This is a genomic window from Photobacterium sp. CCB-ST2H9 (assembly GCF_023151555.2).
Lineage (GTDB): Bacteria > Pseudomonadota > Gammaproteobacteria > Enterobacterales > Vibrionaceae > Photobacterium.
On sequence record NZ_CP100425.1, the window covers coordinates 535,500 to 555,361 of the forward strand.

The window sequence follows — 19,862 nt, forward strand, 5'->3', positions numbered from 1 at the left end:
CGCCAGCGTCAGCCATCAGCTGTCCGGACGCAATGGCTGGTGGCATTGAGTGCAATGATAAATCGCCTGCTGTCGCATTACTTTATTGTGCCGTCTGAGAGTCAGCTGGTGTTCCCGGCACTGGCAGCGATAGCAGAAGGTTTGTCCGGAGACCGAAGTAACATCAAAACTGTGGGTGGTTCGGGCCGGGACATGAAAAATATCTGTCATCATCCGCTGCCACTCCGTTCCGTGGGGTTTGACCCGGCCATAACAGGCAAATGTCAGCAGGTGAGCCAGTTCATGAGGAACGACTTCTTCCAGGAACGCCTGGGGATTCTCGGCCATCAGCACCGGATTGTATCGGATCTCCCAGCTTTGCAGCCGGGCGCTGCCTGCGCTCTTGCCGCGCTGGGTAAAGCGAATGGCCGGATCCGGAAATTGTCTGCCCAGTTTTTGCTCTGCCAGCCGCAGGCAGGCGAGGGTACGTTCAATGATGGCTTGCTGAAGTGGGTTCATGGAGCTGACGGGTCATAAAACAAGGCGGACAGTATGAAAGGTCTGGTGTTTTTTTTCCAGTCTGTCCGGCACGATCAGCTTAAGGGACATGAGTGGTCAAAAGCTTCAGAAGCTGCACACGAATGCCTGTTCAGCTTTTGGTGCGATTGGGTTGCTGGTACTCAAAAGCTAAGAAGTATTTTTGAAACAATTGCTTATGTTGTTTTGGTTTGGGTTTGTTCAGATTCTGATGCTTTTGGAACATGGGTGTCCCAAAGCGGAAAGAGCTGTACGGTACAGCGAACAGCAATGAAAAAGGAAGCCGAAGCTTCCTTTTTCACGAGTAAGAATAACAGCCGGGCTGCGATTACTTAATGTTTGCGTAATCGCGCAGCAGGTCGGCTTTGTCAGTTTTTTCCCAAGGGAACTCTTCGCGACCAAAGTGACCGTAAGCAGCCGTCTTCTTGTAGATAGGCTGCAGCAGATCCAGCATTTCGATCAGGCCGTACGGGCGCAGGTCGAAGTGGTGGCGAACGGCTTCAACAATCAGGTCGTGAGAAACTTTCTCAGTCCCGAAGGTTTCCACCATGATAGACGTTGGATCTGCAATACCAATCGCATAAGACAGCTGGATTTCACAACGGTCCGCCAGACCGGCAGCCACGATGTTTTTCGCAACATAACGTGCTGCGTAAGCGGCACTACGGTCTACTTTCGATGGATCTTTACCAGAGAATGCACCGCCACCGTGACGGGCTGCGCCGCCGTAGGTATCTACGATGATTTTACGGCCAGTCAGACCACAGTCACCCATTGGACCGCCAATCACAAAGCGACCGGTTGGGTTGATGAAGTATTTGGTGTCTTTGTTCAGCCACTCAGATGGCAGGACCGGCTTGATAATTTCTTCCATCACCGCTTCCTGCAGTACAGGCAGTTCAATGCTGTCGCAGTGCTGCGTTGACAGAACCACAGCATCAACACCGACGATTTTGCCGTTGTCATAGGCAAAAGTGACCTGGCTTTTCGCGTCCGGACGCAACCAAGGCAGAGTGCCGTTTTTACGGACTTTGGCCTGACGCTCAACCAGACGGTGTGCATAAGTGATTGGTGCCGGCATCAGCACTTCAGTTTCGTTGGTTGCGTAACCAAACATAATTCCCTGATCACCTGCACCCAGCTCTTTCGGGTCTTCACGGTCAACACCCTGGTTGATATCCGGAGACTGTTTACCGATCGCGCTCAGGACAGCACAAGAGTTGGCATCAAAGCCCATGTCTGAATGGGTGTAGCCGATTTCGCGTACGGTCTGACGGGTCAGTTCTTCAATATCAACCCAGGCAGAGGTTGTGATTTCACCGCCAACCATGACCATACCGGTCTTGACGTAAGTCTCACACGCAACACGTGCTTTCGGGTCTTGTTCTAAGATCGCATCCAGGACTGCATCTGAGATCTGGTCTGCAATTTTATCTGGATGGCCTTCCGATACCGACTCAGAAGTAAACAGGTGTTTCGCCATGAGTATTCTCACTATCTGAAAAAACTGAAAAGAGGTCGGAGGTGTGAAATTAGTCAGTCTGAGTGAATATTCATCAGTCTGTATGTATAGAGCTACCTCCGTCTAGACGGCTATAATAACTTGTATGGGATCAAAATCAACAATAAGTAGAAATTAGATATAGATTGTCCAAATACTTCCGTTAATCGCGGCATCGGTGAAAGGTCTGGATGATTATATCGCGAGCATGAATTTTACTGGTTCATCATTCCGAGATTCTGGTTTGCTTACCGGGTTATGCCTTGAGAGAATCTGCTTCCGCTTTGCCTGATACCGACATTTGCCGTTGTCAGGGATGGCTGATACTTCCCCGATAAACAAGAATAATGAAGTTGGAGCAGACATGTCTTCTCGTAAAGTACTTGCGAATGCTATCCGTGCGCTGAGCATGGACGGTGTACAACAGGCGAACTCCGGTCACCCGGGCGCACCGATGGGTATGGCGGACATCGCTGAAGTTCTGTGGCGTGACCACCTGAACCACAACCCGCAAAACCCGAACTGGGCTGACCGCGACCGCTTCGTGCTGTCCAACGGCCACGGCTCCATGCTGATTTACTCCCTGCTGCACCTGAGCGGTTACGCGCTGTCCATTGACGACCTGAAAAACTTCCGTCAGCTGCATTCAAAAACACCGGGTCACCCGGAGTACGGTTACACGCCGGGTATCGAAACCACCACCGGCCCGCTGGGTCAGGGCATCACCAATGCTGTGGGTATGGCGATTGCTGAGAAGTCTCTGGCAGCTCAATTTAACCGCGACGGCCACGACATCGTTGACCACTACACCTATGCGTTCCTGGGCGACGGCTGTCTGATGGAAGGGATTTCTCACGAAGCTTGTTCTCTGGCCGGTACCCTGGGTCTGGGCAAACTGATCGCGTTCTGGGATGACAACGGCATCTCTATCGACGGTCACGTGGAAGGCTGGTTCTCTGACGACACGCCAAAACGCTTTGAAGCTTACGGCTGGCACGTGATCCCTGCGGTTGACGGCCACGATGCTGCAGCAATCAACGCAGCCATCGAAGCAGCGAAAGCAGACCCTCGCCCAACGCTGATCTGTACCAAAACTATCATCGGTTTCGGTTCTCCGAACAAAGCCGGTTCTCACGACTGTCACGGTGCCCCGCTGGGTCACGACGAAATCGCAGCAGCCCGTGAATTCCTGGGCTGGCAGCATGGTCCGTTCGAAATCCCTGCTGACGTTTACGCAGAGTGGGATGCCAAAGAAGCAGGCGAAGCGAAAGAAGCAGCATGGAATGAAAAACTGGCTGCTTATGAAGCCGCTTACCCAGAACTGGCTGCAGAATTCAAACGTCGTGTAAACGGCGAACTGCCAGCACAATGGGAAGCAGAAGCCAGCAAGATCATTGCTGATCTGCAAGCCAACCCGGTGAACATCGCCTCCCGTAAAGCTTCTCAGAATGCGCTGGAAGCCTTCGGTCAGATCCTGCCTGAGTTCATGGGTGGTTCTGCGGACCTGGCACCTTCGAACCTGACCATGTGGTCTGGCTCGAAGTCGCTGACGGCTGATGACGCATCTGGTAACTACATCCACTACGGTGTGCGTGAGTTCGGGATGACGGCGATCATCAACGGTATCGCACTGCACGGTGGTTTCGTCCCTTACGGCGCAACCTTCCTGATGTTCATGGAATATGCCCGTAACGCGATGCGTATGGCTGCCCTGATGAAAGTTCAGAACATTCAGGTATACACCCACGACTCCATTGGTCTGGGTGAAGACGGCCCGACGCACCAGCCGGTTGAGCAGATGGCTTCTCTGCGCCTGACGCCAAACATGAGCACCTGGCGTCCGTGTGACCAGGTTGAATCAGCAATGGCGTGGAAACTGGCGATTGAGCGCAAAGATGCACCAACCGCGCTGATCTTCTCGCGTCAGAACCTGGCTCAGCAAGAGCGCAGCGAACAGCAGGTTGCTGATATCGCAAAAGGTGGTTACACCCTGAAAGACTGTGCAGGCAAACCTGAGCTGATCCTGATTGCCACCGGTTCTGAAGTTGAGCTGGCCGTGAACGCTACCGCTGAACTGAGCGCAGAAGGCAAGCAGGTTCGTGTTGTTTCAATGCCGTCTACCGACGCATTCGACAAGCAAGATGCGGCTTACCGTGAATCTGTGCTGCCATCTGACGTGACTGCCCGTATCGCCATTGAAGCCGGTATTGCCGACTTCTGGTACAAGTACGTCGGTTTCGACGGCCGCATCATCGGCATGACCAGCTTCGGTGAATCTGCACCGGCTGGCGAACTGTTCAAACTGTTCGGCTTCACCACTGAAAACGTGGTGAGCACGGCGAAAGAACTGCTGGCTTAAGCACTACCCGGACCAATTGTTATGGTCAGGTTGCAGAAAAATTATTTCGAAGGTTGAAAAAAAGGCTCCGGAACGGGGCCTTTTTTATCCCGCGAATGTGTGAATCAGATATTTGATATAAGGGACAATAGTGTCGGAGCGGGCGTATTTACTGGATTTGTGACCTCCTCACAGAGAATCATTCTGGGGGGTGAGGCGGGTCACAATTAGGGTGATTCTCGTTAACGCTTGGTATACACTAGAGCGGCTTTTCACTTTTGTAGCACGGATATGACAGTACGAGTCGCAATTAATGGATTTGGCCGTATTGGCCGCAGCATTCTGCGGGCCTTATATGAAAGCGGCAAACATCGCCAGATCAAAGTCGTGGCGGTCAATGAACTGGCTCAGCCGGAATCAATGGCGCATCTGCTCCAGTATGATTCCAGTCATGGTCGTTTTGGCCGTAAAGTGACGCATGATCAGGAGCATCTCTTCGTGGCCGGAGAAGACGGCGAAGATGCGATTCGTATTCTGCACCTGAGTGATATCGAGCTCTTGCCCTGGCGCGATTTAGAAGTGGATATCGTTCTCGATTGCACCGGCATTTTTGGCTCCAGAGCAGATGGCGAAGCCCATCTGAAAGCGGGCGCCCGGCAAGTTCTTTTCTCTCATCCTGCTGCAAATGACATCGATAACACGATTATCTTCGGTGTGAACCACCAGACATTGTCGCCTCAAGACCGCATCGTTTCCAACGGCTCCTGTACGACCAACTGTATCGTCCCTGTAATTAAAGTGCTTGATGATGCCTTCGGCATTGAATCCGGCACTATCACAACCATCCACTCTGCGATGAATGACCAGCAGGTGATCGATGCCTACCACACGGATTTGCGACGGACACGTGCTGCCAGTCAGTCGATTATTCCTGTTGATACCAAACTGCACTTGGGCATAGGTCGTATTTTTCCCAAATTTGCCGACAAATTCGAGGCGATTTCAGTCAGGGTTCCTACAATTAACGTCACCGCGATGGATTTAAGCGTCACCGTCAAAACTAATGTCTCGGTTGATGATGTAAATCAAGCTCTGGCTGAGGCCGCTCGGTGTAAATTGACAGATATCGTCGATTACACCACTGCACCGCTTGTTTCTGTTGATTTCAATCATGATCCCCACAGCGCCATTGTTGATGGTACCCAAACCCGGGTCAGTAACCAGCACCTGCTGAAGCTGCTGGTCTGGTGTGATAATGAATGGGGATTTGCCAACCGTATGCTGGATACGGCGCTGGCGATGTATCAGGCAAGCCACAAACTAAAAGACGTCACAGAATTTCCCAGTCAGGCGAATTCGCAGGGCTGAAAGTATTTATCATTTAAACAGTAAGACTATTGAGAGGACAAACCATGTCTGTAATCAAGATGACTGATCTGGATCTGGCCGGTAAACGTGTACTGATCCGTGCTGATCTGAACGTGCCAGTCAAAGAAGGCAAAGTAACTTCTGATGCACGTATCCTGGCATCTCTGCCAACGATTCAGCACTGCCTGGCGGCAGGTGCTAAGGTAATGGTTACCTCTCACCTGGGTCGTCCGACCGAAGGTGAATACGCGGAAGAATTTTCTCTGCAGCCTGTTGTGAACTATCTGCAGGACGCACTGGATTGTGACGTGAAACTGGCGAAAGACTACCTGGATGGTCTGGAACTGAACACCGGCGAGCTGGTTGTTCTGGAAAACGTTCGCTTCAATGCGGGCGAGAAGAAGAACGATGAAGCGCTGTCCAAGAAATATGCTGCACTGTGCGACATCTTTGTTATGGATGCATTCGGTACCGCGCACCGTGCGCAGGCGTCTACGCATGGCGTCGGCATGTTTGCCCCGGTTGCCTGTGCAGGCCCGCTGCTGGCAGCTGAGCTGGAAGCTCTGGGTAAAGCGCTGGATAACCCGGCTCGTCCAATGGTTGCCATCGTTGGCGGTTCAAAAGTATCGACCAAACTGACCGTGCTTGAGTCTCTGGCGAAAATTGCCGATCAGGTTGTTGTCGGCGGCGGTATTGCGAATACCTTCATCGCAGCAGAAGGCCACGGCGTTGGTAAGTCTCTGTATGAAGCTGATTTGGTTGATACGGCAAAAGCACTGATGGCACAGACTGACGTGCCAGTGGCAACTGATGTTGTGTGTGCCAAAGAATTTTCTGAGTCTGCTGAAGCGACCATTAAAGCTGCGAACGAAATCGCAGAAGACGACATGGTACTGGATATCGGCCCGGACTCAGCGGCTGAGCTGGCTCGTATCATCAAAGATGCGAAGACCATCCTGTGGAATGGCCCTGTGGGTGTCTTCGAAATTGAGCAGTTCGGCAAAGGCACTGAAGTGGTTTCTAAAGCCATTGCTGAATCCGCTGGTTTCTCAATTGCAGGTGGCGGTGATACGCTGGCAGCGATTGATAAGTACGGCATCAAAGATAAAGTATCTTACATTTCAACCGGTGGCGGCGCATTCCTGGAGTTTGTGGAAGGTAAAAAACTGCCAGCCGTTGCTATGCTGGAAGAACGAGCGAAAGCCTGATAACAGTTGCGCAGGGTTGGTCCCTGCGCCCTGAACATGCGGTGTGTGGCTGTACAGCCAAAACAGATTCTGACGGCCACACCAATTTGCAACGAGTTTATCTTTAAACCCGGACAACAAAGCTAATAGGACTATTGTTATGTCTAAGATCTTCGACTTCGTAAAACCTGGTGTGATTTCTGGCGATGACGTTCAGAAAGTTTTTGAAGTGGCAAAAGAAAACAAATTTGCCCTGCCAGCAGTAAACGTGGTTAACACTGACTCTGTCAACGCTGTACTGGAAGCGGCTGCAAAAGTGAAAGCGCCGGTTGTGGTTCAGTTTTCTAACGGCGGTGCCGGGTTCTTTGCGGGTAAAGGCCTGAAACTGGAAGGTCAGCAAGGCCCGATCTTGGGTGCTATCGCGGGTGCGAAATACGTTCACGCTGTCGCTGAGACGTATGGCGTGCCAGTTATTCTGCACACCGACCACGCGGCGAAGAAACTGCTGCCATGGATTGACGGTCTGCTGGACGCTGGTGAGAAGCACTTTGCAGAAACAGGCAAGCCGCTGTTCTCTTCTCACATGATTGACCTGTCTGAAGAGTCTCTGGAAGAAAACATCGAGATCAGCGCCAAGTACCTGGAACGCATGAGCAAGATGGGCATGACGCTGGAAATCGAACTGGGTTGTACCGGTGGCGAAGAAGACGGTGTTGATAACTCTCACCTGGATCAGTCTTCTCTGTACACGCAGCCAGAAGATGTTGCTTACGCTTACGAGAAACTGATCGCAATCAGCCCTCGTTTCACCATCGCGGCCTCTTTCGGTAACGTTCACGGTGTTTATAAGCCAGGTAATGTTGTCCTGACGCCAACCATTCTGCGCGACTCTCAGGCGTACTGTGCTGAGAAATTCGGTATTGCACCAAACGCACTGAACTTCGTATTCCACGGTGGTTCTGGTTCAACGCTGGAAGAAATCCGTGAGTCTATCGGTTACGGTGTGATCAAAATGAACATCGATACTGATACTCAGTGGGCGACCTGGAATGGCATCCGTGAATACTACCTAGAGAATGAAGCTTACCTTCAGGGTCAGATCGGTAACCCAACTGGTGAAGACGCACCAAACAAGAAATTCTATGACCCACGCGTATGGCTGCGTAAAGGTCAGGAATCGATGGTGAAACGTCTGGAACAAGCTTTCTCTGATCTGAATGCGATCGACGTTCTGTAAATCTCAGTAATTTGAGAAGAAAGCCCGCGAATGCGGGCTTTTTTATTGTGTTTTACCAGACTTTCACAATAATTTGTTGGTTGCCGCATAAACTGAACCTTGTTCCGAATTGCACGGACAGCGTCAATTGAGCAATAGTGATTATTCGGTAAGACAAAGCGGTTCAATGTTGATAGGTTAGAGAGAAATTCAGTTTGTTTCATTATCAGGGACGTGCATGATCGCGTCAGTTGAATAATAAATAATAGAGAGAGTGCTATGACTGAAAGCGTGACAGATAAAGTGGTGGATACCATAGCAAATAATGAGTTGGCGGACGGCGTCAAACAAGCTGGCGGCTGGATTATGGATAACCAGGATCTGCTGATCCAGTACGGGGTAAACCTGATCTCAGCACTGCTGATTCTGTTTATCGGTAATCTGATTGCCAAAGGCATTGCGAACGGCTTCAGTAAGATGCTGCGCCGCAAGCAGATGGATGAAGCGGTTGTGAAGTTCCTGCAGTCACTGGTGCGTTATCTGCTGTTTGTGATTGTTCTGATTGCGGCGCTGAGCCGGGTAGGGGTGCAGACGGCTTCCGTTGTCGCGGTGATTGGTGCCGCCGGCCTGGCCGTGGGTCTGGCCTTGCAGGGTTCTCTGTCTAACTTCGCAGCCGGTGTGCTGATTGTTGCGTTTCGTCCTTTTAAATCCGGCGATTATGTGGAAGTGGCAGGGGTTGCAGGCTCTGTGGAGTCGATTCAGGTATTTCAGACTGTACTGAAAACGCCGGACAACAAAATGGTTGTCGTTCCGAACTCTGCTGTGATTGGCGGACCGATTACGAACTACTCCAGACATGAGACCCGCCGGATTGACTTCTTGATTGGCGTTTCATACAAGTCTGATCTTAAGAAAACCAAGGAAGTGCTGAAGCGAGTGGTGGATGCTGAGTCGCGTGTGCTGAAAGATCCGGCACCGACCATTGGTGTGGTTGCACTTGCCGATTCTTCCGTGAATTTCGTAGTACGCCCCTGGGTGAAGACTTCTGAATACTGGGCTGTGTATTTTGATTTGCTGCAGGCAATCAAAGAAGGGCTGGATAAAGAAGGCATTGAGATTCCATTCCCGCAAATGGATGTGCATCTCAACAAAGTCGAAGACTGATGTCTTTCAGACTGACCCTGAACAATGGAGCCGTTTGGCTCCATTGTTGTTTAGGGACGGATTAAACCAGTAATCCTTTGGCTAAATGGGCCGCGATGACAAACATCATTGCGGCGACGGCGATATCAATGCCCCGTTTGACATGAGGCTTCGATAAGGTCGGTGCCATTTTTGCTGCCGCAACCGACAGGGTAAAGAACCAGACAAAAGATGCCAGAATGGTGCCGATTGCAAACGCAATACGGTCGTGTCCTTCAAATTGACCGCCAATGGACCCCAGAATGACCACGGTATCCAGATACAGATGCGGGTTCAGCACCGTCACTGCCAGTGCGCCGGCAATCACGGCCCGTCGGCCGCGGGCCAGCATCTGGTCCTGAGCTTCCTCTGAGGATGGATGGCTGAAGGCGCTTTTCAGAGAGAGGCTGCCGTAAAACACCAGAAATGCGATGCCCCCCAGAGTGACCACCAGCAATACGGTTTCATTACTGGATAACAGGGCGCCGCCGCCAAAGACCCCTAGGCTGATGAACAGCATGTCCAGCAGACTGCACACCGTTGCTGTGGTCAGGTGATGGTTGCGTTTGATTCCCTGATTCAGCACATAGGCATTTTGTGCGCCGATAGGAATAATCATACTGGCGCCCAGGCCAAAGCCTTGCAGTAACGGCCACAGACTCATATTTTTTTGTCCTTACTCTGAATTGTGATGATGGGCTAAAACTTTCAACTGGCTAAAGCTTAAAGGGCTCGCTATGATTTAGTAAAACTAATAATTTTTATGATTTATTAGATTGGCTAATAATCAAGGGGTGACATGGAAGGACTCGATTATCGCTGGGTACAGGCGCTGGATGCTGTTGTGTCTCAGCGGGGCTTTGAGCGCGCAGCCGAAGTCCTGTGTATTACGCAGTCCGCAGTTTCGCAGCGGATCAAACAGCTGGAAAAACACATGGCTCAGCCGCTGCTTGTTCGTGAACAGCCTCCGCGTCCGACACCGGCAGGGCAAAAGCTGCTGGGGTTGTACCGGCGGGTGCGTTTGCTGGAGCAGGAGCTGTTGCCGGATATCCGTCCCGGCGAGCAGAGTCAGCCGCTGCAAATGTCGATTGCCTCCAATGCCGACAGCCTGGCAACCTGGTTGCTCCCGGCACTCAGCCCGCTGCTCAAACAGCGACGCATTGAAATCAATCTGATGCTGGAAGATGAAAGCCGCACACTGGACCGATTACGCAGCGGGGAAGTGGTCGGCGCGATCAGCATGGAAGCAACGCCAATGCCGGGCTGCGTGGCCGATTATCTAGGCCGGATGGACTATCTGTGTGTTGCCAGCCCCGACTTTCAGGCGACCTATTTTGCAGACGGGGTGAATCGCGATACGTTGCTGGGAGCCCCCGCTGTAGCTTTCGATCAGTACGATGACATGCACGAAGTTTTCATTCAGCAGCACTTTAATCTGCCGCGGGGCAGCGTCCTGACACACCGGGTGCGCTCTTCGGAAGCATTCGTCAAGCTGGCGCTACACGGCGTGGCATACTGCCTGATCCCGAAAGTGCAGATAGAAGAAGAGCTGGCAAGCGGCGAACTGGTGAATCTGACGCCGGGCATCATGCTGACCCGACGAATTTACTGGCATCATTGGGCTCTGGAAAGCGGTGTGTTCAGCGAAGTGACCGCTCAGTTACTGGACCATGCCCGGCATAAGCTGCCGCAGTGAGGCTTTTCCGGAACGCCGGATATCCTGTCATCAGCAGAATGTTTTGTGTAAATTGATGTAAAGTCGGGATAAATTCTTTTCTCCGCTTGTCCAAACCCGCACAAGTTTACAGAACCGGATGCCCGTAATACCTCAGAAGGCTGGGTGTCACTTTATCAATAGATTGGGATGGTGTTATGAAGAAAACTTTGCTTGCTGTTTGTTTCGGTGGTGCCACTCTGCTCAGTCCGCTGGCTATGGCAGATGACAACTTTCCGCGGCTGGAAACCATTGGTGTGGGCGAGGTGACTGCTCAGCCAGATATGGCTATGTTCACGGTCGCAGTTGAGGAAACCCGTAAATCGGCACAGGAAGCCAAGCAGGCTGTCGACAAAGCTGTGACTGCGTTCATGGACCGTCTGCAAAAGAGCGGCGTGAAGCGTGCAGATATTGAAAGTGCCAACATCTATCTGCATCCGCAGTACCACCGGAGTAACGACAATCCGCCTGAACTGGTCGGCTATCAGGCGACGCGTCAGGTGACGGTGATGGTCCGTGACCTCGATAAACTCAATACCTATCTGGATAATGCGCTGGGTGACGGGATCAATCACATTCAAAATATTGAGCTGAAGGTCAGCGACGCAGAAAAGTATCAGGAGCAGGCTCGTCAGGCTGCTATCAAAGATGCGAAGAGCAAAGCAAAATCTCTGGCAAAAGGCTTTGATACCGATATTGATGGGGTCTGGAATATTCGTTATTTCGATCCGATGCCTCGCCCGGTCATGGGACGCATGGCGATGGATGCTGCGGTTGAAACTAAAGCGACCTATCAGGATGCTGAAATCACCTTCCGTGACCGTGTGGAAGTGGTCTTCCGTCTGGAAAACTAATCTCAGCTGGTTTATCTCCGAAAGAAAGAAGCTCGCCATAGTGCGAGCTTCTTGTTGTTTACAAGGAAGGAAACTGAACGGTTAGTGCAGGATACGGGCTCGAATGGTTCCGTCGATAGCCTTCAGTTTGTTCAGGGCTTCTTCTGAGCGCTCTGTCTCAACATCAATGACCACGTAACCCAGTTCAGGACTGGTTTGCAGGTATTGTGCCGCGATGTTGATGCCTTCTGAAGCGAAAATCGTCGTAATTTGGTTCAGAATGCCCGGACGGTTTTCGTGAATGTGCAGCAGACGTGAACACCCTCTGTGCTCGGGCAAAGTTACTTCCGGGAAACCAACGGCTGAAACGGTTGAACCGTTGTCTGAGTACTTCACAATCTTACCGGCGACTTCAATGCCGATATTCTGTTGCGCTTCCTGTGTTGACCCACCGATATGCGGCGTCAGAATCACGTTGTCGAAACGGGTCAGTGGTGATTCAAACGGGTCGTTATTGGTTTTAGGCTCAACCGGGAAAACATCAATTGCCGCACCGGCCAGATGCTTGCTCTCCAGTGCACTGCACAGCGCGTCAATATCGACCACAGTGCCGCGGGCCGCGTTGATGAAGATGGAACCCGGCTTCATGCGTGCAAACTCTTCTGCACCCATCATGTTCTGAGTATCCAGCGTTTCCGGGACATGCAGTGTGATGACATCGGCTTTGTTCAGCAATTCACTCAGCGTATCCACCTGGGTTGCATTGCCCAGGGTCAGCTTGTTTTCAATGTCATAGAAATAAACATCCATTCCCAGGTTTTCAGCCAGGATACTGAGCTGTGTACCGATGTGGCCGTAACCGATGATCCCCAGTTTTTTCCCGCGGGCTTCATAGGAGGCGTCGGCGCTTTTCAGCCATTCACCGCGATGGGCTTTGGCATTTTTCTCCGGAATGCCGCGCAGCAGCAAAAGAATTTCACCCAGCACCAGCTCTGCAACACTTCGGGTATTTGAGAATGGGGCGTTAAACACCGGGATACCACGGCGGTTGGCTTCTGCCAGATCGACCTGGTTGGTCCCGATACAGAAACAGCCGACAGCGATCAGTTTCTTGGCGGCATCAAAGACTTCTGCGGAAAGCTGCGTGCGGGAACGGATACCCACGAAATGCGCGTCTTGAATTGCTTCCAGCAGTTCATCACCAGCCAGAGAGCCTTTGTGATACTCAATGTTTTCGTAACCGGCTTGTTTGAGAACTTCCAGTGCTGAGGGGTGAACGCCTTCCAGGAGCAGGATTTTAATTTTATCTTTATCCAGAGAAACTTTAGCCATAGGTTCTTTTCCTTAAAAACAACAGGTATTCCATTCAGCGAGCAGGATAACGTGCTCCCGCCACATCACTGTGTGATGCGGTATGGTGACAGGCGTACACCCTGTATTGCTGTCTGGTGAGCTTAAACGATTGCGTTCTCACTAAAGTATCAAAAATTTTGGTGGCGTGGCGAGAATATTACGAAATGGATAAGAAAAAACGGCATATATTATGCCGTTTAGTCATCAAGCCGTATGAAAAGCGTCAAAATTGTTATTTAGTGACAGTTTTCACGCCCTCAGGTGTGCCAACCAGCAGGACATCTGCGCCACGATGGGCAAACAGGCCAACCGTAACCACGCCCGGCAGGGCATTGATTTGATCTTCCAGTGCTTTCGGGTCGGTGATTTTCATGCTGTGGACATCCAGAATGATGTTGCCGTTGTCTGTGACCACGCCTTCACGGTAAACCGGGTCACCGCCCAGTTTCACCAGTTCACGGCCAATGAAAGACCGGGCCATCGGAATCACTTCAACGGGTAGCGGGAATTGACCCAGCACGTCGACTTCTTTGGTGTTATCGACAATACAGATGAACTTCTTGGCAATTGCGGCCACGATTTTTTCGCGGGTCAGGGCGGCTCCGCCCCCTTTGATCATGTCAAACTCGGCATTGATTTCATCGGCACCATCGACGTAGATGTCCAGTGAGGACACTTCGTTGGCATCAAAGACCGGGATACCCAGCTCTTCCAGACGCTTGGTGGAAGCCACAGAACTGGAGACCGCCCCTTTGATTTCTTCTTTGCGGGTGGCCAGGGCATCGATGAAGTGATTGACGGTCGAGCCGGTGCCAACGCCGACAATGCTGCCTTTGGTCACATAGTCCAGGGCTGCCCAGCCCGCCGCTTTCTTCATTTCATCTTGTGTCATGCCTTTCTCCTCGTGATGACCAACAGAATGCGAGCGCTGATTATAGCCGACCCTGCGGTTGCTGACATTGGAAAAACATGACTGAGATCCCTGTTTAGATATCCTGTGATTCAGATGTTTACCAATGATGGTAGGCCGATGGGGTGATGATGGCGGGTAAGGGGACATCCCAGGCTTCGGATGGCAGGTGACGGACCTGCTGGCAGTCATGTGCCAGTCCGAGTGGCCGAGGTCCTTTTCCGTGATGATGCCACTGGCTCAGTGTACGGTCATAATAGCCGCCGCCCATGCCCAGTCGCTGCCCCTGTTCATCAAAGGCAACCAGTGGCGTGCACATCAAATCCAGTTCGTGTACGGGTTTGACATGGCGAACATCCAGCACAGGCTCCGCAATGCCGTAGCGGTTACAGTGCATCCGGCTGTCCGGATGATAGTGTAAAAACAGCAGGTGGCCTTTGCTGAAGGGATGCAGTACCGGCAGATACACGGTTTTACCATGATGCCACAACCACTCGATCAGCGGTCCTGTATCCAGTTCTCCGTCACTGCTGAGGTAAATCGCAACATGCTGCGCGTGATGAACATCCTGAAGCTGATTAAAACGTGCCAGCACGGCTTTGCTCGCCTGTTCCTGCTGGTGAAGCGACAGTGTCTGACGTTTCAGGCGGACTTGCTGACGAAGTTGCTGTCGGGTGGATTGAGTTGTCAGGCCAGCCTGGCCATGGCGGTGGAAGGCATCCATATCATGCTTTATCCGTCGTCGCCTGCTCAGGAAAATACTGCTGGCTGAGAGCAGGATAGAAAAGAAGGAGTACCCCAAGGTGCCGTTGCGAATTGTTGCCCTTGAACCAGACGTTCAAGGTGGATTGGCAGCATCAGCCGTAGGCTTCTCAGTCATGCTGAGCCTGCTCAGTAGCTGATAAAAGCCGATCCTGGTTTTTTGCTTATCGGCTCGGGGACGTCGATTCGCTGACGCACACCCCAGGGTCAATTCATTATCAACGTTGCGGTTGATTTTGCAATGCCTGATCTAAGCTTTCTGCTAATTGTCCGATTCGGTCGGACACAGATTGCGCATTGCTGCTAAATTCTTTGCGTTCTTTGTGCAGCTCGCTGCAAATGTTTAGTCCGGTAAACATCAGTAACTGTTCTGGATTCGAGACTTTGGTTCGCTGAGACAGCTCTTGCAGGCGGTTATCAAAATCTGCCGCCGCCGCACGCAGTGCCGTTTCCTGGCCTTCCGGACAATTGACCTTAATGGTACGGCCTAAAATTTCAATTTCAACTGCCTGCGAGCTCATAGCTGTCTTGGTTCCGTGTCAGTCACTGTGATTTGATTGAGCCATTATCCCCCTACTGACCTCAAGCGACAGAGACCATCAACCGGTACCGGGCCTGTGAACCAAGCAAATCTGACTGAATCAGACTTCTTGAGGGGATTTGGATATATCTGCGGCTAATATAGAAAAAGCCAATTTAACTTGCAAGCGCGCGACTGGGTCAGACTGAAGGGAAGCCATCAGGGAGACAGTTCTTCATCAGTTCGGCGCTTTTTCTGTCATTCTGCTGAAGGGAGGCTGCAAAAATGACGGATGAATCAATCGCCTCCTGCTTTACGTTAGCCTGAAACCAGCCTTAGTGGTAGCATATCTCCAACCCATCTGACACCAACTGATTAAGGTGAAAAGCCCATGAGCGAAGTAAAGTTGCCGGCATATGAAGCGGTTGAAACTGCTTTGAAAATTCAGTCTCTGGCAGTCACGCCTGCTGAACTGCACGGACTGCTGACAGGCATGTTGTGCGGCGGTTTGCCGGCAGACGGAGAACAGTGGATTGGTCCGATTGCGGACTATGCCAATAACGGTGAATCGCTGGGTGGTGAAGCCAGAACACTGACACAAAGTCTGGTGGAAATTACGGCCAAAGCGCTGGCGAGTACCGGGTTTGAAGTCACTTTGCTCCTGCCGGATGATGAAATGGACCTGATGGATCGCGCCGAAGCATTAAGCGAATGGGTGAACTGTTTCCTCTCCGGGCTGGGTTTGATGGGATTGAATCATGAGAAATTACCGGCTGCCGTCCAGGAAGCGCTGGGTGATTTGCAGGATATTGCACAGCTGGGCATCGATGAAGATGACGATATGGAAGAGCAGGCCGCGCTGTTCGAACAGGTGATTGAGCATGTTCGCATGTGTGCACTGACCTGTTACTTTGAACTGGTTGCAAGGCACCAGAGTGAGCAGGCTGACAAGCCGACCCTGCACTGATCATCGTGGTGTTCTGAGGGAAGACAAACGTGAAGCAGTATGATGTTGTGATTGCCGGAGGCGCAATGACGGGCGCCAGCCTGGCGCTGGCGCTGGACAGGCTGAGTGAAGGCGCTTTGCGTATTGCTGTTGTTGAGGCCGTGTTACCGGAGCAGTCCGGTCATCCCGGTTATGACGCCCGCAGTATTGCCCTGTCGCTGGGGTCGGTGCAGCTGATGACAGAGCTTGGTCTCTGGCCTGCACTGATGCGTGAAGCAACTGCGATTTCCCGGATTCATGTGTCTGACCGGGGCCATGCCGGTCTGGCTCGGATCGCGGCAGATGAATATGGTGCTGATGCGCTGGGTTATGTGATCGAACTGGCTCAGGCTGGCGCGGTTTTTCATGAACAGCTCGCGCAAAGTTCGGGGATTGATCTGCTTTGTCCGGTAAAAATCAAGGCGATTGAGCGGGAAACTGATCAGGTCATCCTGCAGCTTTCTTCCGGTGAATCCTGCCGGGCGAATTTGCTGGTTGCTGCAGACGGAGGGCTGTCGGAATGCTGCCTTCAACTGGGAATTTCCCAGACGTCACTGAATTTTGAACAGGTGGCAATCATTGCCAATGTGTCAACTACGAAACCGCATCAGGGCGAAGCTTTTGAACGCTTTACGCCCTTTGGCCCGCTTGCCCTGTTGCCGATGAGTCAGGGACGCAGCTCGCTGGTTTGGTGCGTTCCTCCGGAACAGCAAGAGACGGTGATGGGCTGGGATGACGAAATGTTTTTGCAGCAATTACAGAAAGCTTTTGGCTGGCGTCTGGGACAGATGGTCAAAACGGGTCAGCGCTATGCCTACCCGCTGAGCCTGCGTCAGGCGGAGCGTCGGGTGTCGCACCGGTTTGCGGTCATTGGCAATGCAGCACAAACCCTGCATCCGATCGCCGGACAGGGATTTAATCTGGGGCTGCGTGATGTGATGACGCTGGCTGAAGAAGTTGTGGCCGGCGTTTCGCGGGGCGATGAGGCTGGCAGCATGGCTGTACTCAGTCGTTTCCGTCAGCGCCGAGAGTCAGATCAGGCCGCTACAATTGCGATGACCTCAGGATTGGTGACAGTCTTTGCCAACGAATACTGGCCATTGGTGGCAGGCCGGAATGCCGGTCTGATGGCCATGAATGCACTAAACGTATTGAAAGCACCGCTGGTGAAGCGGGCGATGGGACAGGTGGACAGATAAGCATGATGCAAAGCGTAGATGTAGCAATTATCGGCGGTGGTATGGTTGGCCTGACCCTGGCTGCGGCACTGGCAGATACGGAGCTCCGGATCGCTGTGATTGAAGGCCACCTGCCGGAGCCTGAACTGTCGTCGCTGCCGGATGTCCGGGTATCGGCGCTCAGCCGGGCCAGCGAACGTATCCTGTGCCGTGTCGGCGCCTGGCAGGGGATGGCAGCACGCCGGATCAGCCCCTATCAGCAAATGGATGTCTGGGAGCAGGACAGCTTCGCTCATATCAGTTTTGACGCACAAGCGTTGTCACAGCCGGATCTGGGCCACATCGTTGAAAATCGTGTGATTCAGTTATCTTTACTGGATCAGATCCAAAAACAGCACAATGTCAGCCTGATGGCTCCTGTCCGTTGCCAGCAACTGGCCTTTGGCGAACATGAAGCCTGGCTGACCCTGGATAACGGACAGCATCTGACGGCCAAACTGGTGGTTGGTGCCGATGGCGCCAATTCCTGGGTACGCAATCAACTCGATATTCCGCTGACACACTGGGATTACGGTCATCATGCGCTGGTGGCAAATATTCGTTGTGCGGAGTCGCATCAGCAGACTGCCCGGCAAATTTTCACGCCGGATGGCCCGCTCGCATTTCTGCCGCTGGCAGAGTCGGATTTGTGCTCCATCGTGTGGTCTGTCACACCGGAGAAGGCGGAAGCGCTCCTGGCCATGACGCCGGATGCATTCAATCATGCCCTGACAGCTGCATTTGATTGTCGTCTGGGCTTATGCAGTCTGGAAGGAGAGCGTCAGGTTGTGCCGCTGAAAATGCGTTATGCCCGTGACTTTGTCCGGGATCGTGTTGCTCTGATAGGGGACGCTGCCCATACCATTCATCCCCTGGCGGGTCAGGGCGTGAATCTGGGACTGCTGGATGCGGCCAGTCTGGCGGAGACGCTGATTGAACTGTGGCGTCAGGATAAGGATATCGGTGCTCGTCAGCACCTGCGTTACTTTGAGCGCTGGCGTAAAGCTGAAGCCGCGAAGATGATTGCGACCATGCAGGCATTCCGTGAATTGTTTGACGGCAATCATCCGGCGAAAAAATTACTGCGTGATGTCGGCCTTCTGCTGGCCAATCATGCCCCGGGCGTGAAAGATCAGTTCATGCGCCGGGCGCTGGGTCTCAGTGGTGACCTGCCGGCACTGGCGAAAGCATAAGCAGAGAATCAGTCGTTGAGCTGAGTGATTATTTTGAAATTTGAAACAGAAGCCGTCTCGAAAGAGGCGGCTTTTTTTGTGAGGGGATTTGCTTTCAATCTGATTTTTTTCTCCTAAAGTAATGTTAGGCAGGGCTGGCGAAGCCCGCTTTTCGGGAAACTTCTTTTGTCGAGAACGTGTCGGCTGTCGCGAAACAGGCCGCTTTGGGTAAGGAACTATTTATGAGTCACATTCCTTCTGAACTGAAATATACGAATACCCATGAATGGGTGCGTCCCGAAGGGGATGGCGTTTATACCGTAGGGATCAGCGATCATGCTCAGGAATTACTGGGAGATATGGTTTTTGTTGATCTGCCGGATGTGGACAGTACGACAGAAGCGGGCGATGAATGTGCCGTTGCGGAGTCGGTGAAAGCGGCTTCCGATGTGTATGCCCCTTTATCCGGGGTGGTCATTGCGATCAATGAAGATCTTGAGCTGGCTCCGGAACTGGTGAATAACGATCCTTACGGCGATGGCTGGCTGTTTCAGATCAAAGCGGATGATGAAGGTGAACTGGATGAATTGCTTGATGCGGCGGCATACCAGGAGTTAACACAAGAAGAAGATTAACCCATCGGTTTGTTGATCTTTGCCAGTCAGGCCGGTTGTGACCGGCCTGCTCATTTCGGTTACGCAGCCTCTTTCAGGCGGCGGATTTCCTGATTGACTTCTTTGACGGTGTCAAAATGACGCTGTTGTGCTTTGGTTGGGATTTTTAACAGCCCATTATCGAATTCATACCCCCCGCGACCATCAATATAAATTCTTCCACTGAATAGCCTGCTGACGTGTTTTGCAACCATCTTGGGGATGTACTGTTTAAACATGCGCATAATGATGAGCAACCTTGCCTTAAGTTTTTATGTGTTCTTGGTGTTCGTGATCGGGGGCATTATAGGGAATCAACTGTGAAATAATTGTGATATTCACAGCATAATGTTTATGTAAAATGAGATCTTGATTTAAATAATTTTGTCAAAATCCGACCGATACAGGATAAAGTTCTGAAGTATTGTATGGATA

General features: G+C 51.9%; 20 protein-coding genes and 1 other RNA gene. 12 read left to right on the top strand and 9 right to left on the bottom strand.

Translation table 11 applies throughout. The annotated features are described in order from the left end of the window. Positions 1 to 15: 15 nt before the first annotated feature. Positions 16 to 498 carry a SprT family zinc-dependent metalloprotease gene (locus L4174_RS02480; RefSeq protein WP_248143996.1) on the bottom strand — a complete coding sequence of 161 codons (483 nt, stop codon included), beginning with the start codon at positions 496 to 498 and terminating at the stop codon, positions 16 to 18. Positions 499 to 531: 33 nt separating this feature from the next. Between L4174_RS02480 and L4174_RS02485 the strand changes: the two genes are divergently transcribed. After that, positions 532 to 852, top strand: coding sequence for a hypothetical protein (locus L4174_RS02485; RefSeq protein ID WP_248143997.1), 321 nt, complete (start codon positions 532 to 534; stop codon positions 850 to 852). On the opposite strand, the gene metK is transcribed toward L4174_RS02485, so the two are convergent. Continuing rightward, on the bottom strand, positions 845 to 1,999 hold the full coding sequence (gene metK / locus L4174_RS02490; protein ID WP_248143998.1) for a methionine adenosyltransferase: 1,155 nt from the start codon (positions 1,997 to 1,999) through the stop codon (positions 845 to 847). The two genes, L4174_RS02485 and metK, sit on opposite strands and share 8 nt — an antisense overlap. Before the next feature lie 382 nt (positions 2,000 to 2,381). Here metK and tkt point away from each other — a divergent pair, with 382 nt between their 5' ends. The 5 genes from tkt to mscS all read left to right on the top strand — a co-directional run bounded on the left by tkt (position 2,382) and on the right by mscS (position 9,290). After that, entirely contained in the window at positions 2,382 to 4,376 is a 1,995-nt protein-coding gene (gene tkt, locus L4174_RS02495; RefSeq protein ID WP_248143999.1) for a transketolase, read from the top strand. Between the two features lie 270 nt (positions 4,377 to 4,646). Next, a complete protein-coding gene (epd, locus tag L4174_RS02500) occupies positions 4,647 to 5,723 on the top strand; it encodes an erythrose-4-phosphate dehydrogenase (protein WP_248144000.1) in 1,077 nt (358 codons plus the stop codon). 44 nt (positions 5,724 to 5,767) lie between these two features. After that, positions 5,768 to 6,931: a phosphoglycerate kinase gene (locus L4174_RS02505; protein WP_248144001.1), complete on the top strand. Its 1,164-nt coding sequence runs from the start codon at positions 5,768 to 5,770 to the stop codon at positions 6,929 to 6,931. Between the two features lie 139 nt (positions 6,932 to 7,070). Further along, positions 7,071 to 8,147, top strand: coding sequence for a class II fructose-bisphosphate aldolase (gene fbaA, locus L4174_RS02510; RefSeq protein WP_248144002.1), 1,077 nt, complete (start codon positions 7,071 to 7,073; stop codon positions 8,145 to 8,147). 258 nt (positions 8,148 to 8,405) lie between these two features. Beyond that, the gene (gene mscS, locus L4174_RS02515; protein WP_248144003.1) at positions 8,406 to 9,290 is read left to right on the top strand and encodes a small-conductance mechanosensitive channel MscS; all 885 of its coding nucleotides are present in this window, start codon (positions 8,406 to 8,408) and stop codon (positions 9,288 to 9,290) included. A gap of 61 nt (positions 9,291 to 9,351) precedes the next feature. On the opposite strand, the gene L4174_RS02520 is transcribed toward mscS, so the two are convergent. After that, a complete protein-coding gene (locus L4174_RS02520; protein ID WP_248144004.1) occupies positions 9,352 to 9,972 on the bottom strand; it encodes a LysE/ArgO family amino acid transporter in 621 nt (206 codons plus the stop codon). A gap of 135 nt (positions 9,973 to 10,107) precedes the next feature. Between L4174_RS02520 and L4174_RS02525 the strand changes: the two genes are divergently transcribed. After that, a complete protein-coding gene (locus L4174_RS02525) occupies positions 10,108 to 11,004 on the top strand; it encodes a LysR family transcriptional regulator ArgP (protein WP_248144005.1) in 897 nt (298 codons plus the stop codon). A gap of 176 nt (positions 11,005 to 11,180) precedes the next feature. Continuing rightward, on the top strand, positions 11,181 to 11,876 hold the full coding sequence (locus tag L4174_RS02530; RefSeq protein ID WP_248144006.1) for an oxidative stress defense protein: 696 nt from the start codon (positions 11,181 to 11,183) through the stop codon (positions 11,874 to 11,876). 81 nt (positions 11,877 to 11,957) lie between these two features. Here L4174_RS02530 and serA read toward each other — a convergent pair whose 3' ends face one another. The 5 genes from serA to zapA all read right to left on the bottom strand — a co-directional run bounded on the left by serA (position 11,958) and on the right by zapA (position 15,401). Beyond that, the gene (gene serA / locus L4174_RS02535) at positions 11,958 to 13,187 is read right to left on the bottom strand and encodes a phosphoglycerate dehydrogenase (protein ID WP_248144007.1); all 1,230 of its coding nucleotides are present in this window, start codon (positions 13,185 to 13,187) and stop codon (positions 11,958 to 11,960) included. A gap of 253 nt (positions 13,188 to 13,440) precedes the next feature. Further along, a complete protein-coding gene (gene rpiA, locus L4174_RS02540; RefSeq protein WP_248144008.1) occupies positions 13,441 to 14,100 on the bottom strand; it encodes a ribose-5-phosphate isomerase RpiA in 660 nt (219 codons plus the stop codon). 118 nt (positions 14,101 to 14,218) lie between these two features. Beyond that, positions 14,219 to 14,842 carry a 5-formyltetrahydrofolate cyclo-ligase gene (locus L4174_RS02545; RefSeq protein ID WP_248144009.1) on the bottom strand — a complete coding sequence of 208 codons (624 nt, stop codon included), beginning with the start codon at positions 14,840 to 14,842 and terminating at the stop codon, positions 14,219 to 14,221. A gap of 67 nt (positions 14,843 to 14,909) precedes the next feature. Continuing rightward, positions 14,910 to 15,091: non-coding RNA, 6S RNA (gene ssrS / locus L4174_RS02550), on the bottom strand. Positions 15,092 to 15,098: 7 nt separating this feature from the next. Further along, complete coding sequence (gene zapA / locus L4174_RS02555) at positions 15,099 to 15,401, bottom strand: cell division protein ZapA (protein WP_248144010.1); 303 nt, start codon at positions 15,399 to 15,401, stop codon at positions 15,099 to 15,101. A gap of 390 nt (positions 15,402 to 15,791) precedes the next feature. Between zapA and L4174_RS02560 the strand changes: the two genes are divergently transcribed. The 4 genes from L4174_RS02560 to gcvH all read left to right on the top strand — a co-directional run bounded on the left by L4174_RS02560 (position 15,792) and on the right by gcvH (position 19,409). Further along, entirely contained in the window at positions 15,792 to 16,367 is a 576-nt protein-coding gene (locus L4174_RS02560; RefSeq protein WP_248144011.1) for a YecA family protein, read from the top strand. A gap of 29 nt (positions 16,368 to 16,396) precedes the next feature. Next, on the top strand, positions 16,397 to 17,584 hold the full coding sequence (ubiH, locus tag L4174_RS02565) for a 2-octaprenyl-6-methoxyphenyl hydroxylase (protein WP_248144013.1): 1,188 nt from the start codon (positions 16,397 to 16,399) through the stop codon (positions 17,582 to 17,584). A 2-nt stretch (positions 17,585 to 17,586) separates the two neighbouring features. After that, a complete protein-coding gene (locus L4174_RS02570; RefSeq protein WP_248144015.1) occupies positions 17,587 to 18,795 on the top strand; it encodes an FAD-dependent 2-octaprenylphenol hydroxylase in 1,209 nt (402 codons plus the stop codon). Positions 18,796 to 19,016: 221 nt separating this feature from the next. Then, positions 19,017 to 19,409, top strand: a complete 393-nt coding sequence (gene gcvH, locus L4174_RS02575; RefSeq protein WP_248144017.1) for a glycine cleavage system protein GcvH — start codon at positions 19,017 to 19,019, stop codon at positions 19,407 to 19,409. 59 nt (positions 19,410 to 19,468) lie between these two features. Here the strand turns inward: gcvH and L4174_RS02580 are convergent, their stop codons facing one another. Further along, positions 19,469 to 19,672, bottom strand: a complete 204-nt coding sequence (locus tag L4174_RS02580) for a DUF1107 domain-containing protein (RefSeq protein WP_248144019.1) — start codon at positions 19,670 to 19,672, stop codon at positions 19,469 to 19,471. Positions 19,673 to 19,862: the final 190 nt, after the last annotated feature.

Coding starts and splice junctions, on each gene's coding strand:
- fbaA (WP_248144002.1), top strand. CDS start 7,071: ATGTCTAAGATCTTCGACTTCGTAAAACCTGGTGTGATTTCTGGCGAT.
- L4174_RS02485 (WP_248143997.1), top strand. CDS start 532: ATGAAAGGTCTGGTGTTTTTTTTCCAGTCTGTCCGGCACGATCAGCTT.
- L4174_RS02525 (WP_248144005.1), top strand. CDS start 10,108: ATGGAAGGACTCGATTATCGCTGGGTACAGGCGCTGGATGCTGTTGTG.
- L4174_RS02570 (WP_248144015.1), top strand. CDS start 17,587: ATGATGCAAAGCGTAGATGTAGCAATTATCGGCGGTGGTATGGTTGGC.
- L4174_RS02580 (WP_248144019.1), bottom strand. CDS start 19,672: ATGCGCATGTTTAAACAGTACATCCCCAAGATGGTTGCAAAACACGTC.
- metK (WP_248143998.1), bottom strand. CDS start 1,999: ATGGCGAAACACCTGTTTACTTCTGAGTCGGTATCGGAAGGCCATCCA.
- gcvH (WP_248144017.1), top strand. CDS start 19,017: ATGAGTCACATTCCTTCTGAACTGAAATATACGAATACCCATGAATGG.
- serA (WP_248144007.1), bottom strand. CDS start 13,187: ATGGCTAAAGTTTCTCTGGATAAAGATAAAATTAAAATCCTGCTCCTG.
- L4174_RS02560 (WP_248144011.1), top strand. CDS start 15,792: ATGAGCGAAGTAAAGTTGCCGGCATATGAAGCGGTTGAAACTGCTTTG.
- L4174_RS02520 (WP_248144004.1), bottom strand. CDS start 9,972: ATGAGTCTGTGGCCGTTACTGCAAGGCTTTGGCCTGGGCGCCAGTATG.
- L4174_RS02480 (WP_248143996.1), bottom strand. CDS start 498: ATGAACCCACTTCAGCAAGCCATCATTGAACGTACCCTCGCCTGCCTG.
- zapA (WP_248144010.1), bottom strand. CDS start 15,401: ATGAGCTCGCAGGCAGTTGAAATTGAAATTTTAGGCCGTACCATTAAG.
- L4174_RS02545 (WP_248144009.1), bottom strand. CDS start 14,842: ATGGATGCCTTCCACCGCCATGGCCAGGCTGGCCTGACAACTCAATCC.
- mscS (WP_248144003.1), top strand. CDS start 8,406: ATGACTGAAAGCGTGACAGATAAAGTGGTGGATACCATAGCAAATAAT.
- L4174_RS02530 (WP_248144006.1), top strand. CDS start 11,181: ATGAAGAAAACTTTGCTTGCTGTTTGTTTCGGTGGTGCCACTCTGCTC.
- tkt (WP_248143999.1), top strand. CDS start 2,382: ATGTCTTCTCGTAAAGTACTTGCGAATGCTATCCGTGCGCTGAGCATG.
- rpiA (WP_248144008.1), bottom strand. CDS start 14,100: ATGACACAAGATGAAATGAAGAAAGCGGCGGGCTGGGCAGCCCTGGAC.
- L4174_RS02505 (WP_248144001.1), top strand. CDS start 5,768: ATGTCTGTAATCAAGATGACTGATCTGGATCTGGCCGGTAAACGTGTA.
- epd (WP_248144000.1), top strand. CDS start 4,647: ATGACAGTACGAGTCGCAATTAATGGATTTGGCCGTATTGGCCGCAGC.